This window comes from Acidisphaera sp. S103 (genome assembly GCF_009765975.1).
Lineage (GTDB): Bacteria > Pseudomonadota > Alphaproteobacteria > Acetobacterales > Acetobacteraceae > Rhodopila.
The window spans coordinates 113722-128522 of sequence record NZ_LMUJ01000108.1 but is presented as its reverse complement, the minus strand read 5'-3'; the positions used below and the strand labels follow the sequence as shown (position 1 = coordinate 128522).

Genomic DNA, 14801 nt, shown 5'->3' with positions numbered 1-14801 from the left:
CCCTGGTATCGGCGGTCGACACGCCGATGCCGCCCATCGCCGTTGTGATTCTCAAAACCGAGCTGCCGCCGCCATCCACCGCGCCGCCGGCCGCGTATCGACCGCCTAGCCAGCCAAGGGCTCCACCGATCTTCTCCTGAGCACATCCGCCGGTCCGTTCGTTCGGGCCGCTTCTTGTCTGCTTCAGGAGACCCAGTCCATGAAATCGCGTACCCTGCTGACCACGGTTGCCGCCGGCACGATGGTGCTGGCCAATCATGCCTACGCGCACGGCTTTGCCGGCGACCATATGTTCATCAGCACGCTGCTGATCGACGATCCCAACGTGGCCGATGAGGCCAGTTTGCCGACCTTCCAGTTCCTGCCGTCCCAGGCGGATGGCGGCGGAACGTCGAGCAATTACAATCTGGGTTTTGAGTTCGATAAGCGCATCACCGAGAATTTCGGGTTTGCCATCAACGATGGTTATACGTGGCTGACCCAGCCGCATGCGATGAGGGCGAACGGCTGGGACAACATCGAACTGACGTTGAAATACAAGCCGTACGTCAACGATGCGCATGAGTTCATGTTTTCGGTCGGGGTGCAGCGGGAGCTCGCCCGGTCCGGTGCCAACGGGACCAACGGCGCCGCCATCGGCAACGACGACAGCGGTTCCACAAGCCCGACGATCTATTTCGGTAAGGGGTTCGGCGATCTGCCGATCGGTGCGTTGCGGCCTTTGGCGCTGACCGGGGAGCTGTCCTACACGATCGCCGACAAGGAACTGAAGGTCGATCCGTTCGGCAACGCGCTGAACAACGGCACGTCCAATGGCTGGAGCGGCGGTTTGTCGCTGCAATACAGCATCCGCTACCTGTCGGCGCAGGGGAAGGATTACGGCCTGCCGGATTTCGTCAACAAGCTGACTCCGGTGGTGGAGCTGTCATGGTCGTCGCCGGCCAGCCGGCCCAACCAGGATCAGACCCAGTACCTGTGGGGTGTGGGCGTGAACTACACCGCGACCACCTATGCGGTGGGGGTGGAGGCGCTGATCCCCGGCAACAGCGCGACCGGCAGCCATCTGGGGGTGATCGCGCAGTTCCACCTGTACTTCGACGACCTGTTCCCGCACAGCCTGGGCAAACCGATTGCGGAGTGGTTCTGACATGGGCAAGCTTATTGTTTTAGCTGCTGCCGCCTGCCTGATCGGTCCGGCGGCGTTCGCCCATGCGTTCCTCGACCGAGCATCGCCGGCGGTCGGGTCGGAGGTGACCGGGTCCCCGCCGGCGCTGAGCCTGACCTACACCGAACCGGTCGAGCCCCTGTTCAGCACCGTCCATGTGACCGATGCCGGGGGTGGGCGGGTCGACCAGGGCAAACCCACACCGCTGGATGACAGCCGTGTCCTGTCGGTCAAGCTGAAGCCGTTGCCGCCGGGGGTTTACGCGGTGGAGTGGCACGTTACTTCGGTCGATACGCATAAGACCGAGGGGCATTTCACCTTCACGGTGAAGCCCTGAATGGTGGACCTCGCCACCACCATGGCCTTGGTCCGCGGCCTGCACCTGGCGGCGACGCTGTCGCTGCTGGGAACGGTTGGGTTCCTTCTATGGATGCTGCCGTCGGGCCCGGCGGTGCCGCGGGCGTTGCATCGCTGGCTGACCAGGCTGTGGTGGGTCAGCGGACTGATCGCGTTGCTGGCGGGGGTGGCGTGGTTTGTGCTGCAATCCGCCGCCATCGCCGGTGCGGAGACATGGTCCGATCTGCGCGACGCGCTGCCGGTGGTGGCACTGCACACCCGCTATGGCAACACGATGCTGGTTCGGCTGGGGTTGGTGCTGGCCGCGACCTTGCTCGCCGTTCCGTCGGGCCGCTGGACGACCTGGGTGCGATACCTCGCCGTCGCCCTGACGGCCGCCGCCCTGGGCGTGCAAGGCATGATCGGCCATGCGGGTGCGACCGAGGGCGCGGTTGGGGATGGGCTTGTCTTCTCCGAATCCCTCCACCTTCTCGCGGCCGGCATCTGGCTGGGCGCGCTGCTGCCGCTTTGGCTTGGGCTGCGGGCGCTGAGTCCTGAGCAGGCGTCGGCCGTTTGCGAGCGTTTTACACCGATCGGCCTGGCCTGCGTCCTGGTTCTCGCCGGTACCGGGTTCGCTCAGGGATTTGAACTGATCGGCAGCGTGCCGGCCCTGTTCGGCACCCCGTACGGGCATTTCGCGATGCTGAAAATCACCCTGTTCGTGTTCGCCCTGATGCTGGCCACACTGAATCGGCTGTGGTTCAGCGACCGCGTGGCCGCCGATGTCCCAGGCGCGCGCCGTCATCTTGGGATGTCGATCTGTCTGGAGACCTGCCTTGGCCTGGCGATCGTCACCGCGGCCGCCTTCATGGCGTCGTCGTCGCCTGCCGCGCACACGACGCCGGTATGGCCATTTCCGCGGCGGTTGAGTCTGGTCGCGGTGAATGAGGATCCGGACTTTCACCGGGAGTTTGTCGTCAGCCTGATCGTGATCGGCGTGGCGGCGGCGCTGATGGCCGCGGCATTGCTGTTGCGGCGGCTGCGCTGGGAGGCCCTGGCCATCCTGCTGCTGACCGTGCTGGTGCGCACGCCGTCGCTGTCACTGCTGTTGATCGAGGCTTACCCGACCAGTTTCCAGACCTCGCCAACGGATTTTTCCGCGGCCTCGATCGCCCGTGGCCAGGCCTTGTTCGCGCAGAACTGTGCCGCCTGCCACGGTCCCAGCGGCGCGGGCAACGGACCGGCGGCGTCCGGGCTGCACATCCAGCCTGCCGACCTGACGCAGCCGCATATTTGGATGCATTCCGACGGCGAGATGTTCTGGTGGCTGTCGCATGGGATCGAGGACCCGGAGGGTGGCCTGGCGATGCCGGGGTTTGCCGGCACGTTGTCGCCCGATGACCTTTGGGCCTTGATCGATTACGTGCGAGCGCACGAGTCCGCGCTGGCGATGCAGCAGCGTTCGACGTTCGACGTCCCGCTGCGGGCACCCAGCTTTCCGATCGCCTGCGCCGGGCTGACGGCGACCCGGATGGCCGATCTGCGTGGCCGTGACGTCCACGTTGTAACCGGTGGGGTGGTGAGTGAGGACATTCCCCCTGCATCGGGCGTCACGGCCGTTACCCTGAACCTGCGGGATGGCGTTGCTCCGGCGCCGGGGTCGTGCGTCGCGGCGACGGCCGCGGCGTGGCCGGCTTACGCGATCCTGACCGATCTGCCGCCCGACAAACTGGCCGGGGCCGAGTACCTGGTCGATCCCAACGGCTGGCTGCGGGCGGTTCACCGTCCCGGCGCGGCCGACGGATGGCAAACGCGGGAAAAGCTGTTCGCCGCGATCCGAGCGATTGATGCCAAGCCGATCCAACCACCCAGCGGAGGTTCGCATGAACACCACCACTAATCCGAAGACTCCGCCGAATCGCGTCCTTTACGCGACGATGGGTCTGCTGCTTGCGGTGCTGCTGATCGGTGCCGGCGGTTTCCTGTGGCTGAGCGGCCAGAACGGCAACAATCCGGTCTCTATCGGCGGGCCATTCACGCTGGAGGACGGCAACGGCAAGTCCGTCACCGATCGCGATTTCCGCGGCAAGTATATGCTGGTGTATTTTGGCTACACGTTTTGCCCCGACGTCTGCCCGACCACGCTGAACGCCGTCGCCGATGCAATGGACAAGCTTGGCCCCGCGGCTGCCCGTGTCCAGCCCTTGTTCATCACCGTCGATCCGAAGCGAGACACGCCGCCGGTGGTGAAGCTGTATGCCGCGGCGTTCGGGTCGAGCATCGAGGGATTGACCGGAACGCCGGAGCAGGTCGCCAAGGCGGCGAAGGCGTATCGGGTCTATTATGCCGAACATCGCACCGGCCCGGGGCCGGACGATTATTCGATGGACCACAGCTCGGTGCTTTATCTGATGGGCCCCGATGGCGCCTTCGTCGGGCCGGTGCGGGCGGATGAATCCGGCTCCGAGATCGCGGCCGATGTGAAAAAACTAATGGGATAGGGCTGGCGTGGCGCCCGCTATCGGGTGGTTGTACTGAAAATTGCCCCGGCGCGACCCAGATGCAGCGCTGCGCCTGAAAAATTCGTCATCCGATCGATTTTGAGTCCCGCACGAAGGAACATTGCCGTAGAACGATGACACACCCATCCAAAAGGGTGCGATAACGAAACAAGGCCAATGGCCGTTAGGGAGCCTTTTATGAAGAAGTCGTGGACTATCTCGCGCCGGGGTACCGTCAAGTTGGCCGCTGCTGCCGCCGCGCTGCCATTGGTGCATATCCGCACCGCCGCGGCCGCCGGGAAATTGAGTGTCGGCTTCTGGGATCACTGGGTTCCCGGCGCCAACAAGGTGATGCAGGCACAGGTCGATGCCTGGGCCGCGAAGAACAAGGTCGATGTCACCGCCGACTTCATCAGCTCCGCCAGCGGCAAGTTGCAATTGACCCCGGCGGCCGAGACCCAGGCCAAGACCGGCCACGACGTGATGACCTTCATCACCTGGGACGTGCAGAACTACGCCGACAGCCTGGAACCGGTGGACGACGTGGTGAAGCGCCTCGCCGCCGCCAATGGCGATCCGAACGACGTCGTCACCTATCTGGCGAAATACAAGGGCCATTGGGTCGCCGTGCCGTCCAGCAGCGGCACCCAGACGAAGCCGCCCTGCGCGCGCATCAGTTGGTTCAAGAAGAACGGCCTGGATCTGCAGGCGATGTATCCGGCGAAGGATGAGAAGAACGCCCTGCAGGATGCGTGGACGTGGGAGGAATTCCTGAAATACGCCGAGATCGCCGCCAAGGATAATATGACCTTCGCGATGGGCATGGGCAGCGGCACGCTGAACACCGACGCGACCGACACGCATGGTGCGATCTTCGCGGCCTTCGGTGGCACGCTGATCGATGCCGAGGGCAAGTCGCAACTGAAGTCCGACGGCACGCGGCAGGCGATGGAGTTCGCGCAGCGGCTGGTGAAATTCTATCCGGCGGATGCCGTCAGCTATGACGACGCCTCCAACAATCGGGCGTTGATCTCCAACAAGTCCGCGCTGATCTTCAACCCGCCGTCGGCCTGGGCGGTCGCCAAGCGGGACGCGCCACAAGTCGCGGCCGATTGCTGGACGTTCCCGGCGCCATTGGGCCCGAAGGGTCGTTTCGTACCGACGCAGAGCTATTTCTGGGGCGTCTATAAGTTCAGCCAGAACAAGAGCGCTGGTAAGGAACTGGTGGAGTTCCTGATGCAGCGGGAGAATGTCGAGGCGCGCGACAATGCCTGCGAGGGGTACGATTTGCCGCCGTATGCCAAGCTGAACGACTTCAAGATCTGGGACGAGGTCGGGCCACCGAAGGGCACTGTGTATAATTACCCGTTGCGGGCTGCCAGCGGGCAGAAACCGTCGCTGACCGGGTCGGAAGCGGCGCCCGAGATCGCGGTGCAGATCTACAACCGCGGTGTCCACAACCAGATGTTCGCGAAACTGCGGGATGGGCAGACGATCGACCAGGTCATTGCCTGGACGCAGGACGAACTGGACGGTTACGCCCGATAGGGATTGGGGCGGCCCCGGGATGACCGGGGCCGCCTTTCGTGTCTATGTGCAGTACGCGTTATTTTCCCTGCGCGTTGACCAGACCGAGGACGTCGTCCAGCGGGACGACGAAGTCCGCACCCGAGATAATATGCGCATCGGCCGTGGAAATCAGCTTCAGGCTGACGTAAGCCTTCTCATCGCTGGTGGCATAGGTCCCGGTCATCACAGCCGCCGCGGCGGGGTCTGACCTCAGGGCGCGTCGGTTCCGCGAAAGCAGGAATTCCCCATCGCCCTGCTTCAGGCTTACCGCGCTCCGCAGACGAATTTCGGATGTTCTGTGGCCGGTCTGGGCGAGGCGGGTGCGAATCATATCCGCGACGATATTGCCCAGGGCTGAACTCCGTTCCAGGTCCTTGGTGTTCGACAGGGACGTCACGACCAGGGGCGTGCTGTCGGTGACCTGGGGCGCGGCGGCGAGGATCAGATCGACCGCCCGATATGTCAGCGTACTCAGGTCGGCTTGCTGGTCGGCGGGGATGGCCGGGTCGCTGGAGCTGCTGGCCGCCTGGTCGGGATCGGCCACGCATCCGGCCGCCGCCAGGCAGAGGGGCATGACCATCGCCAGCCTGCGTATCGTGCGGTTCATGTCGCGTCCTAATCTACGGTCAGGGGTCAAGATGGAGAAGACGCGGTGCCAAGGTGGCGTCCCCGGCGCTCCATGAGGCGACGGGCATCAGGTTCGCGGTTTTTGCGTAAAGCGGAATGTCACGATTTCGCACATAGACTGGTTCTTGCAGCCGCATGACAACCTGGTCGCTGGTGACGACCGATGCTTGCCAGATCGCTTCGGTATTACTGGTTGGCGTCAGCGCAACAACCATATCGGCGGCCGCGCCAACCCCAATGGCGGAGAAGGCGGCTGCGTCGGCGGCGGTCCATCGGGACATCGGCACCGATGCACCAATGAGGGTCCCCTGCAGCGAGGCGAGCCCGGCCATTGTGCCGACCAGGCCAGGCGGTTTGTCGCGGGGACTCCATGCCACGAAATCGACGTCCAGATTCACCACGGTCGCGCCAGTCGGGGTGCGTGACACGGACCCGCCCCTGGACAGGATGTCTGCTTCCAGTTCGCCGGCGACCTCACGCACGAACGCGGAGCCCGGTGCCTGCACCCGCACGAACACCGGTTTCGTCGAATATCCCTGCGGTGCGGGCATCGGCGGGGTGGGCGGCAGCAGGGCGTGGGACGCCATATCGTCGGCGATCTCGTGCGCGACGTTGTCCCAGTCGCGGATCGTGTTCTCGCTGCTCTGGAATGCCGGGGCCTTCGGCGTCACGGCGGGTTGGTTGCAGGCGCTGAGCAGGCACAGCGCCATCAGGCTGAGCGTGGAATGACCTCGCATCGTGTTCTCCAATGGGCCGACCGAGCGCGTCCGGCCATTGCCGTGGCAATGGCGCGTGCCTAGCCGTGGAATCCTTGCATATCAGTTACAACCGACGAACATCGGTTCGTTGGCGCAAGCGTTTTACGGCAGCAGCGGTTCGATCGCTCGCAGCAGCAGTGCGGTCTGGCGTTCCCACGTCATCGGGGCGATGAACGCTGCGCCGCGTTGGCCGACCGAGGCGGCTACTTGCCGGTCGCGCCATACCGTTTCCAGTTTCTCCAGGATTTCCTCGACGTCGCTCTCACCCCAGTCCTGGGTTTCGTAGCCTTCGCAGGATGCGGTGCCCTGCCGGTCCAGCCGGTAGGCGACATCCTCGCGCGCCAGCAGATCGAGGTGGCCGGTGTTCGCTGACAGGATCGTCGGAATGCCGCAGGCCATGCACTCCATCGCCACCAGGTTCGTGCCGCCCTCGCACCGGTTTGGGAATAGCGCGACATTCGCTTCCCGCATCACATGCGGCATGGCGATGTTGGGGACTTTGCCGAGGGCGATCAGTGCGTGCGGGGGGACGCCGTTGGCGATCGCCCAGCCGGCGGTGTCCACCCAGCCGTCCGCGTCGGAACTGGCCGGGACGGTGTTAGTGCCGGCCGCCATGTAAGGGTCATGCCACTGCCAGGGTGTGTGCCATGCGGTCAGCAACAACGCCTCCGGGTGTCGTTGCTGGAAGGTTCGGAACGCCTTTACCACCAAGTCCTGGCCCTTTCGGTATTCCAGCTTGCCGCCGGAGAACACCACGAACCGGTCGCGGAACCGGCCGGTGCTCGGGGCCGGGTGGAACAGGCTGGTATCGATGCCCTGCAACACGGTCGTGGTGGCAACGATGCCGTTGGCGCGCAGGACCGATTCGTTCCAACTCGACCCGGCGACGATCAGCGCGAACTGGTCTGCTCGCTGACGTCCGACGTCGCTGAGTGTGCTGTGCTCGATGAAGGTCACGCCGATGGATGGCTGCCCGGTCAGGAATTTGCCGCCGGCGGCGGTCACGGCGTGCAAGTCCTTGCCGAGGCCTATCAGCAATGGCGCGTCGATGCGTGCCTCGGGCTGGGGCAGTGCCGCCAATGAGGCCCAGAGTTCGGCGGACAGGCCACCGACGGTTTGAATGAGGTGCTCGCGCAGCGGGTCCAGCACCAGGTCTCCGGGGCCGAACTCCATCGCCGCGACCGGGCTGAACACCGGATGGTTGGCCAGGCTGATCGCCAGATTGAGGCCGTACAGGCCCCAGCCGAAAAAACTGGAGACTCCCCAAGCGAACACCAGCGGCTGGCGGCCGTCGGGTGGGTTAATCGACAGGACAGGCAGCGCGGTCACGCGTGCCGGGTCACCCGCGCGGGCTCATGCCCCGATCTACCAGTGCCGATGCCAGCCGCCACCCCAGCCGCCGCCCCAGCCCCAGCCGCCGCCGACCACGACCGCCGGACCGTAATAGCCCGGGCCGTAATAGGGACCCGGATAGCCATATCCGTACGCGGGATAGCCATAGCCCGCGGCATATCCGCTGGGGGCGCTCCGCACGGTGTTGCCCTTGGAATACATGCACTGGGTGTAGGCGGTGTCATAGCGCGCCTGCACGTCGCCCCCGGCCGCCGCCGCGTTGTTCGCACCAATCGCGCTGCCGGCGAGCAGGCCCGTCGCGCCACCGATCGCCGCGCCCGCGCCGACCGCTCCGCCAACCGAACCGAGGGCCGCACCGGCCGCGGCGCCCAGCGCGGTGCCGACGACGGCGCTGCCCACAGCGCTGTTGTTGGCGGCCTGCGCCGCCGAGGCGCCGCCGGTCTGTTGCGTGGCGTAGCCGCGACAGGTGGCGTCGTCCTGCTGGAACACCTCGAACGGTTTGCCCTGTTGCGGCAAGGCCATGACGGTGGGGCCCTGCGGCGGTGCGACCGCGCAGGCGCTGAGTGCCAGGATCGATACAACCCCGAGGGCGGGAATCGCGCGTGTCATGTACCAGGTTCCCCGAAAACGATATGCGAGAGGGTTTTGCGTGCCAGACGACTATCTAGATCGCGGTCTGTCTCCGTCACGTAACATAGTGTGAACATAGATAAAAGCGAGGGGATTCGGATAACGGGCACGTCGCCGCCGGCGATTTCAGCCAACCCATGACCGGAACAGCGACAGGTCGATATTGCCGCCACTGGCGATCACCGCGACCCGCTTGCCGTGCATCGCGCCGGCGTCCTGAATCAACGCGGCGAGCGGGGCCGCGCCGGCGCCCTCGATCAGGTTGTGGGTGTCGGTCCAGTAGGCGCCGATGGCGGCGGCGATCTGTTGGTCCTCGACGGTAACGATCCGTTCGGCGCCGCCCAGGATGATCCGCAGCGCGTCCGGGTCCGGCTGGCGCACCGCGATTCCGTCGGCCTTGGTGTCCGCCCGATTGACGGCGACGACATGGCCGGCGGCGAACGATCGCGCGTAACAATCGGCGCCGGTGCTTTGGACGCCGATTACCCGCGTGGCAAGGCCCAGCAGGTCGCGCGCCATGATGGTGCCGCAGATGCCGGAGCCCAGGCCGATCGGGACGTACACCGCGTCGAGGTCAGGCACCGACTGGAACAGTTCCAGCGCATAAGTCGCGACGCCCATGACGAGGTCGGATCCAAAGGACGGCACGAACAACAGGCCCTCGGATGCCGCTCGGCGGTGCGCTTCTTCGCGGGCTTCCTCGAAGTCCGAACCGTGTTCGATCAGCGTGGCGCCCAGGGCCTGCATCGCGGCGTTCTTTTCCGCGCTGTTGCCAAATGGGACGACGATGGTGACCGGCAGGCCGAAGCGGCTGCCCGCCCAGGCCAGGGATTGGCCATGATTGCCACGGGTGGCGGAGATCAGGCCACAGCCGGGGTTTTCGCGCGACTGCCGTTCGGCGAACACGACTCCGCCGCGCACCTTGAAGGCACCGGTGGGCAGATGATTTTCGTGTTTGACCCAGACCTCGGCACCGGTTCGCCGCTGCAGTAGCGGCCAGGCGATTTGTGGTGAGGCGGGCAGATGGGCGTGAACCAGATCGGCAGCGCGCTGAAGGTCCGGCAGGGAAAACATAGGGTGACCCGAGGTCATGCCGAACGCCTGGTGCCGCCCGGAGCGGGGCCAGTGAACCCTGCCGTCAGGAGGAATCCGGCGGTCAGGCCAGTTTCAAATTTGTGGCAGCGGCCTTGCCACGCTCCATCGCCACTTCGTAGCTGACCTTTTGGCCATCATTCAGCCCCTTGAGGCCGGCGGCCTGGACCGCGGTGATGTGTACGAAGACATCCTTGCCGCCGTCCTGCGGCATGATGAAGCCGTAGCCTTTGGTCGCGTTGAACCATTTAACCGTTCCGACGGCCATGGTCTTATCCTCCTCCGAATGACGACCGGCTGCCCCTTCAGCCGGCCGCTTAGCCGAATTCGCCCGAAGCTTAGGCTGGCTTCAGGTTTGTCGCCGTGGACTTGCCACGCTCCATCGCGACGTCGAATGTGACTTTCTGTCCTTCGTCCAGCCCGCGAAGGCCAGCGGCCTGCACAGCGGTGATGTGGACGAAGACATCCTTGCCGCCATCCTGCGGCATGATGAAACCATAACCTTTTGTGGTGTTAAACCACTTGACTGTACCGGTAGCCATAACTGCGCTCTCTCTCCGTCCACGCACCGTGCAACATCACGCGATGCTAAAGACAACCGGGTCTTTGGACCTCCTGAAGCAGCCGAAGACGGAAGCGCAGAAAGGCAAGCCAAAATACGATTGCACGGGATAGTTGACGCAGAATCCACGATCGATGTCAATCGCGGCGATAGCGGCGAAAAAACGGCTGTCAAGCCGCCGTCCGGTAGGGGCGGAATGGCCCGATCCGCAGCCATGACAGACCGATCAACATCATGCGCCTGATGCTGGGGGCGCCGGCGATGGAACGCCCGAGCCAACGCTGCCCGGCTCGCTGCTGGCCGTGGCGGATGAGTTCGCGGCCCACCGCCCATGCCATCTCGGCGTCCGCGCGGCGCCGGAGATGTGGCAGTCGGGACCCACCCAGCCGGGTTGCGATGGCGGGGTTGCGATGGATTGCGTCGAGGGCCGGGCGATACGCGGCGGGGTCCATCGCCTTGGTAAGCATGGCGCTGCCGGCGCGTTCGCGGACAAACAGGACTGGGGTCCGCGATCGGACGGAGACGAATTCGCCCAGCAGGGCCAAGCGGGTCCAGTATTCCCAGTCCTCGCCGTACGACAGATCGGAGCGAAAGTCGCCGGCGGCGTGGACCGCCTGCCGCCGGATCAGCAGATGGCCGCCGTTTGCGAACAGGTTGCGGATTAGCAGCCGCTCCAGCAGGCAACCGTCGTGGGGCGCCGGCGACAGGTGGGTGGTGCCGTCCGCGGTGACACGGGCGCAGCGTCCGCAGGCGGCGACGGCCCACGGGGCGGAGTCGAACGCGTCCGCCAGCCGTTCCAGTGCGTTTGGGGCGAGCCAGTCGTCGCCATCGAGGAACAGAAAGGCGTCGGGGGCTGTGGCTTCGGCATGACGGATGCCGCGGTTTCGTGCCGCTGAGACGCCGGCGTTATCCTGCTGGATCAGGTGTATACGCTTGTCTTGGAAACTGGCGGCGACCGTGGCGGTCGCGTCGGTGGAACCGTCATCGACAACCATCAGCGACCAGTTTGTGTGGGTCTGCGCCAGCGCCGACCGGATCGCCTCGCCCAGGAACGGGGCGACGTTGAATGCGGGTATGATGATGGCGATCCGCACCGCGACTCCCCTCCAAACCGAGAGGCAGAGTTTTATCCCGGCGGGGTGAACAACCGGTTAACGCTACGCAGGCTGGTAGCTGCGATAAAGGTGGGCCGGCGCCCGCCACGACGCTGAGATAAGGAATTGAGGGCCGGCCAGTTCCTGGTGCCATCACCGGGTCAGGCCCGGTAACTCACGATTTTCTGCGCGAGATCTGGCAAAGTCGTGGATGGCCGGGCCAAGCCCGGCCATGACACAAAGGGGGTAGGCCGATGCCCACCACGACGCTGTTGTGCGGGAGTGGTTACGCCTTGACCGGGACGCCGTGTTCCTTCAGCAGCGTCTCCAGTTCGCCGTCCTGGAACATCTCGGTGACGATATCGCAGCCGCCGACGAACTCGCCCTTGACGTAGAGTTGGGGCACGGTCGGCCACTGCGAGAACGCCTTGATGCCTTCGCGCAATTCGGGGTCTTCCAGCACGTTGGCGGACTGGAACGGGACGCCCATGTGGGTGAGGATCTGGATGACTCGCGCCGAGAACCCGCATTGCGGGAACATCGGGGTGCCCTTCATGTAGAGCATCACATCATTCGAAGTGATGTCGTTCTGGATGCGCTGTGCGACCGCGTCGGCCATGCTGTAGACTCCTTGTGGCCAGAAATTTGGCTTACCCTGATTATTCGGGTGCGGAGGTCTGTAATGCAAGGGCGTGAAGTTCGCCGCCCATGCGTCCTCTGAGTGCAGCATAGACGATCTGGTGCTGTTTGACGCGGGAAATGCCGCGGAATGTCTCGCTGACGACGGTGGCGGCGTAGTGGTCGCCGTCGCCGGCGAGGTCCTCCACGGTGATGCGGGCGTCGGGGAGCGCCGCTTTGATCAGGGCCTCGATCTCGTTGGCCGCCATTGCCATGGGTGGTGTCCTTTTAGCTGGTGGTGCCGTCCATCCAGGCGGGGAAGAAGCGTTCGTGCGCCTGGCGCAGGGCGGCGATGGATATGGAGCCGCCGTCCGGGAGTGTGAGGTCCTGACCGCCGGAGGTGCCGAGGCGCATAGCGGGGATGCCGGCGGCCTCGGCGAGGCGGGTGAAATCGGCATGGTTCGGGACGGCGACGATGTAACGCGCCTGGTCCTCGCCGAACCAGAAGGCATGGCCGGGAATATCGCGTGGGTGGGCGGACATGCGGGCGCCGGTGCCGCTGGCCATGGCCATCTCGGCGAGGGCAACCAGGATGCCGCCGTCGGAGACGTCGTGGCAGGCGCGGATTGTGCCGTTCAGGATGTGGGTGCGGACGAAGTCGCCGTTCATCTTTTCCACGGCGAGATCGACCGGCGGGGGCGCGCCGTCTTCTCGGCCAGAGATTTCGCGCAGCCAGAGGGATTGGCCGAGCCAGCCGGTGGTGGAGCCGATGAGGACGATGTCGAGCCAGGGGGGCAGGGCGAGGCCGACGGCTTGTGCGGCGTCATCCAGGACGCCGAGGCCGCCGATGGCGGGGGTGGGCAGGATGCCTTTGCCCTCGGTTTCGTTGTAGAGGCTGACGTTGCCGGAGACGACGGGGAAGTCCAGCGCCTCGCAGGCGGCGGCCATGCCGCGGATGGCGGCAGCGAATTGGCCCATGATCTCCGGCTTTTCCGGGTTGCCGAAGTTCATGTTGTCGGTGATGGCCAGCGGGCGGGCGCCGACGGCGGTGAGGTTGCGCCAGGCTTCGGCGACGGCCTGGGCGCCGCCGGTTTCCGGGTCGGCCAGGCAGTATCTCGGGGTGCAGTCGGTGGTGAGGGCTAGGGCGCGTTTCAGGCCTTCGAGCTTCACCACGGCGGCGTCGGCAGCGCCGGGGCGTTTGACGGTCTGGCCGCCGACGGTGCTGTCATACTGGTCCCAGACCCAGGCTCGGGAGCACAGGTCAGGGCAGGCGATCAGCTTCACCAGGGCGCCGGTCAGGCCGAAGCGGTCTTCGATGCGGGCGGGGTTCAGCTTTTCGGGTTTGGGGGTGTCGACGGTCGGTCTTGTGTAGAGCGGGGCTTGGTCGTTTAGCGGCGCCAGGGGGATGTCGGCCTCGGTTTGGCCGTGGTGGCGGACGACGATGCGGCCGGTGTCGGTGATGCGGCCGATGATGGAGAAATCCAGGTCCCACTTGGTGAAGATGTCGCGGGCGAGCTGCTCGCGATCGGGGCGCAGGACCATCAGCATGCGTTCCTGGCTTTCGGACAGCATGAATTCGTAGGCGGTCATGCCGGTCTCGCGCGCGGGCACGTGGTCGAGATCGAGTTCGATGCCGACGCCGCCTTTGCCGGCCATTTCGACGGCGCTGCTGGTCAGGCCGGCGGCGCCCATGTCCTGGATGGCGACGATGGCGTCGGTGGCCATCAGTTCGAGGCAGGCTTCGATCAGCAGTTTTTCCGTAAATGGGTCGCCGACCTGGACGGTGGGGCGCTTGTCCTCGGAATCGGCGGCGAATTCGGCGGAGGCCATGGTGGCGCCGTGGATGCCGTCTCGGCCGGTTTTCGATCCGACGTAGACGACGGGGTTGCCGATGCCGGCGGCGGCGGAGAGGAAGATTTTGTCCTTGCGGGCGATGCCGACGGTCATGGCGTTGACCAGTGGGTTGCCGTCGTAGGACGGGTGGAAGTTGATCTCGCCGCCGACGGTGGGGACGCCGACGCAGTTGCCGTAGCCGCCGATGCCACGGACGACGCCGTCGACGACGCGCTTGGTGCGCGGGTTTGTCGGGCTGCCGAAGCGGAGGGCGTTCAGGTTGGCGATCGGACGGGCGCCCATGGTGAAGACGTCGCGGAGGATGCCGCCGACGCCGGTGGCGGCACCCTGGTAGGGCTCGATAAAGCTGGGGTGGTTGTGGCTTTCCATCTTGAAGATGGCGGCCAGGCCGTCGCCGATATCCACAACGCCGGCGTTCTCACCCGGGCCGTGGATGACCCAGGGGGCTTTGGTGGGGAGCTGTTTCAGCCAGACTCGGCTGGATTTGTAGCTGCAATGCTCCGACCACATGACGCTGAAGACGCCGAGTTCGGTGAAGCTGGGGGTGCGGCCCATGATGGCGAGCACGCGGCCGTATTCTTCGGCGCTGAGGCCGAAGCTGCGGGCGAGGGATTCGTTGACGTCCTGGGTCATGCGGCCGGT

At 65.3% G+C, this 14801-nt stretch carries 16 protein-coding genes; 5 read left to right on the top strand and 11 right to left on the bottom strand.

Annotated elements, in window-relative coordinates:
* Positions 1-199 precede the first annotated feature (199 nt).
* The 5 genes from GSQ89_RS35480 (at position 200) to GSQ89_RS35460 (ending at position 5550) form a co-directional block, all read left to right on the top strand.
* A complete protein-coding gene (locus GSQ89_RS35480; protein WP_158932823.1) occupies positions 200-1147 on the top strand; it encodes a hypothetical protein in 948 nt (315 codons plus the stop codon).
* A gap of 1 nt (position 1148) precedes the next feature.
* On the top strand, positions 1149-1502 hold the full coding sequence (locus GSQ89_RS35475) for a copper resistance protein CopC (protein ID WP_158932822.1): 354 nt from the start codon (positions 1149-1151) through the stop codon (positions 1500-1502).
* Positions 1503-3401 carry a CopD family protein gene (locus GSQ89_RS35470; protein WP_158932821.1) on the top strand — a complete coding sequence of 633 codons (1899 nt, stop codon included), beginning with the start codon at positions 1503-1505 and terminating at the stop codon, positions 3399-3401.
* On the top strand, positions 3385-4002 hold the full coding sequence (locus GSQ89_RS35465; protein WP_254073537.1) for an SCO family protein: 618 nt from the start codon (positions 3385-3387) through the stop codon (positions 4000-4002). Before GSQ89_RS35470 ends, GSQ89_RS35465 begins: the two co-directional genes overlap by 17 nt.
* A 198-nt stretch (positions 4003-4200) precedes the next feature.
* Positions 4201-5550, top strand: a complete 1350-nt coding sequence (locus GSQ89_RS35460) for an ABC transporter substrate-binding protein (RefSeq protein ID WP_158932820.1) — start codon at positions 4201-4203, stop codon at positions 5548-5550.
* Positions 5551-5608: 58 nt separating this feature from the next.
* Here the strand turns inward: GSQ89_RS35460 and GSQ89_RS35455 are convergent, their stop codons facing one another.
* The 11 genes from GSQ89_RS35455 to purL form a co-directional block, all read right to left on the bottom strand.
* Positions 5609-6178 carry a FlgO family outer membrane protein gene (locus GSQ89_RS35455; protein WP_158932819.1) on the bottom strand — a complete coding sequence of 190 codons (570 nt, stop codon included), beginning with the start codon at positions 6176-6178 and terminating at the stop codon, positions 5609-5611.
* Positions 6179-6197: 19 nt separating this feature from the next.
* The gene (locus GSQ89_RS35450) at positions 6198-6935 is read right to left on the bottom strand and encodes a hypothetical protein (protein WP_158932818.1); all 738 of its coding nucleotides are present in this window, start codon (positions 6933-6935) and stop codon (positions 6198-6200) included.
* Between the two features lie 123 nt (positions 6936-7058).
* Complete coding sequence (locus GSQ89_RS35445; RefSeq protein ID WP_158932817.1) at positions 7059-8285, bottom strand: glycosyltransferase family 4 protein; 1227 nt, start codon at positions 8283-8285, stop codon at positions 7059-7061.
* A gap of 36 nt (positions 8286-8321) precedes the next feature.
* Positions 8322-8918 (bottom strand): glycine zipper family protein, encoded by a 597-nt coding sequence (locus GSQ89_RS35440; protein WP_158932816.1) that lies wholly within the window; start codon positions 8916-8918, stop codon positions 8322-8324.
* Positions 8919-9065: 147 nt separating this feature from the next.
* Complete coding sequence (locus GSQ89_RS35435) at positions 9066-10031, bottom strand: threonine dehydratase (protein WP_254073536.1); 966 nt, start codon at positions 10029-10031, stop codon at positions 9066-9068.
* Between the two features lie 64 nt (positions 10032-10095).
* Complete coding sequence (locus GSQ89_RS35430; protein ID WP_104522754.1) at positions 10096-10299, bottom strand: cold-shock protein; 204 nt, start codon at positions 10297-10299, stop codon at positions 10096-10098.
* A gap of 70 nt (positions 10300-10369) precedes the next feature.
* A complete protein-coding gene (locus GSQ89_RS35425; protein WP_158932815.1) occupies positions 10370-10573 on the bottom strand; it encodes a cold-shock protein in 204 nt (67 codons plus the stop codon).
* 190 nt (positions 10574-10763) lie between these two features.
* Positions 10764-11687, bottom strand: a complete 924-nt coding sequence (locus GSQ89_RS35420) for a glycosyltransferase family A protein (RefSeq protein ID WP_158932814.1) — start codon at positions 11685-11687, stop codon at positions 10764-10766.
* 286 nt (positions 11688-11973) lie between these two features.
* Positions 11974-12306: a Grx4 family monothiol glutaredoxin gene (grxD, locus tag GSQ89_RS35415; protein ID WP_158932813.1), complete on the bottom strand. Its 333-nt coding sequence runs from the start codon at positions 12304-12306 to the stop codon at positions 11974-11976.
* 40 nt (positions 12307-12346) lie between these two features.
* The gene (locus GSQ89_RS35410; protein WP_158932812.1) at positions 12347-12580 is read right to left on the bottom strand and encodes a BolA family protein; all 234 of its coding nucleotides are present in this window, start codon (positions 12578-12580) and stop codon (positions 12347-12349) included.
* Positions 12581-12593: 13 nt separating this feature from the next.
* On the bottom strand, positions 12594-14792 hold the full coding sequence (purL, locus tag GSQ89_RS35405) for a phosphoribosylformylglycinamidine synthase subunit PurL (protein ID WP_158932811.1): 2199 nt from the start codon (positions 14790-14792) through the stop codon (positions 12594-12596).
* Between the last annotated feature and the right edge of the window lie 9 nt (positions 14793-14801).

What these genes read in the sequence shown, in the direction of transcription:
- GSQ89_RS35480 (WP_158932823.1), top strand. Translation starts at nt 200, where the DNA reads ATGAAATCGCGTACCCTGCTGACCACGGTTGCCGCCGGCACGATGGTG.
- GSQ89_RS35475 (WP_158932822.1), top strand. Translation starts at nt 1,149, where the DNA reads ATGGGCAAGCTTATTGTTTTAGCTGCTGCCGCCTGCCTGATCGGTCCG.
- GSQ89_RS35470 (WP_158932821.1), top strand. Translation starts at nt 1,503, where the DNA reads ATGGTGGACCTCGCCACCACCATGGCCTTGGTCCGCGGCCTGCACCTG.
- GSQ89_RS35465 (WP_254073537.1), top strand. Translation starts at nt 3,385, where the DNA reads ATGAACACCACCACTAATCCGAAGACTCCGCCGAATCGCGTCCTTTAC.
- GSQ89_RS35460 (WP_158932820.1), top strand. Translation starts at nt 4,201, where the DNA reads ATGAAGAAGTCGTGGACTATCTCGCGCCGGGGTACCGTCAAGTTGGCC.
- GSQ89_RS35455 (WP_158932819.1), bottom strand. Translation starts at nt 6,178, where the DNA reads ATGAACCGCACGATACGCAGGCTGGCGATGGTCATGCCCCTCTGCCTG.
- GSQ89_RS35450 (WP_158932818.1), bottom strand. Translation starts at nt 6,935, where the DNA reads ATGCGAGGTCATTCCACGCTCAGCCTGATGGCGCTGTGCCTGCTCAGC.
- GSQ89_RS35440 (WP_158932816.1), bottom strand. Translation starts at nt 8,918, where the DNA reads ATGACACGCGCGATTCCCGCCCTCGGGGTTGTATCGATCCTGGCACTC.
- GSQ89_RS35435 (WP_254073536.1), bottom strand. Translation starts at nt 10,031, where the DNA reads ATGACCTCGGGTCACCCTATGTTTTCCCTGCCGGACCTTCAGCGCGCT.
- GSQ89_RS35430 (WP_104522754.1), bottom strand. Translation starts at nt 10,299, where the DNA reads ATGGCCGTCGGAACGGTTAAATGGTTCAACGCGACCAAAGGCTACGGC.
- GSQ89_RS35425 (WP_158932815.1), bottom strand. Translation starts at nt 10,573, where the DNA reads ATGGCTACCGGTACAGTCAAGTGGTTTAACACCACAAAAGGTTATGGT.
- grxD (WP_158932813.1), bottom strand. Translation starts at nt 12,306, where the DNA reads ATGGCCGACGCGGTCGCACAGCGCATCCAGAACGACATCACTTCGAAT.
- GSQ89_RS35410 (WP_158932812.1), bottom strand. Translation starts at nt 12,580, where the DNA reads ATGGCAATGGCGGCCAACGAGATCGAGGCCCTGATCAAAGCGGCGCTC.
- purL (WP_158932811.1), bottom strand. Translation starts at nt 14,792, where the DNA reads ATGACCCAGGACGTCAACGAATCCCTCGCCCGCAGCTTCGGCCTCAGC.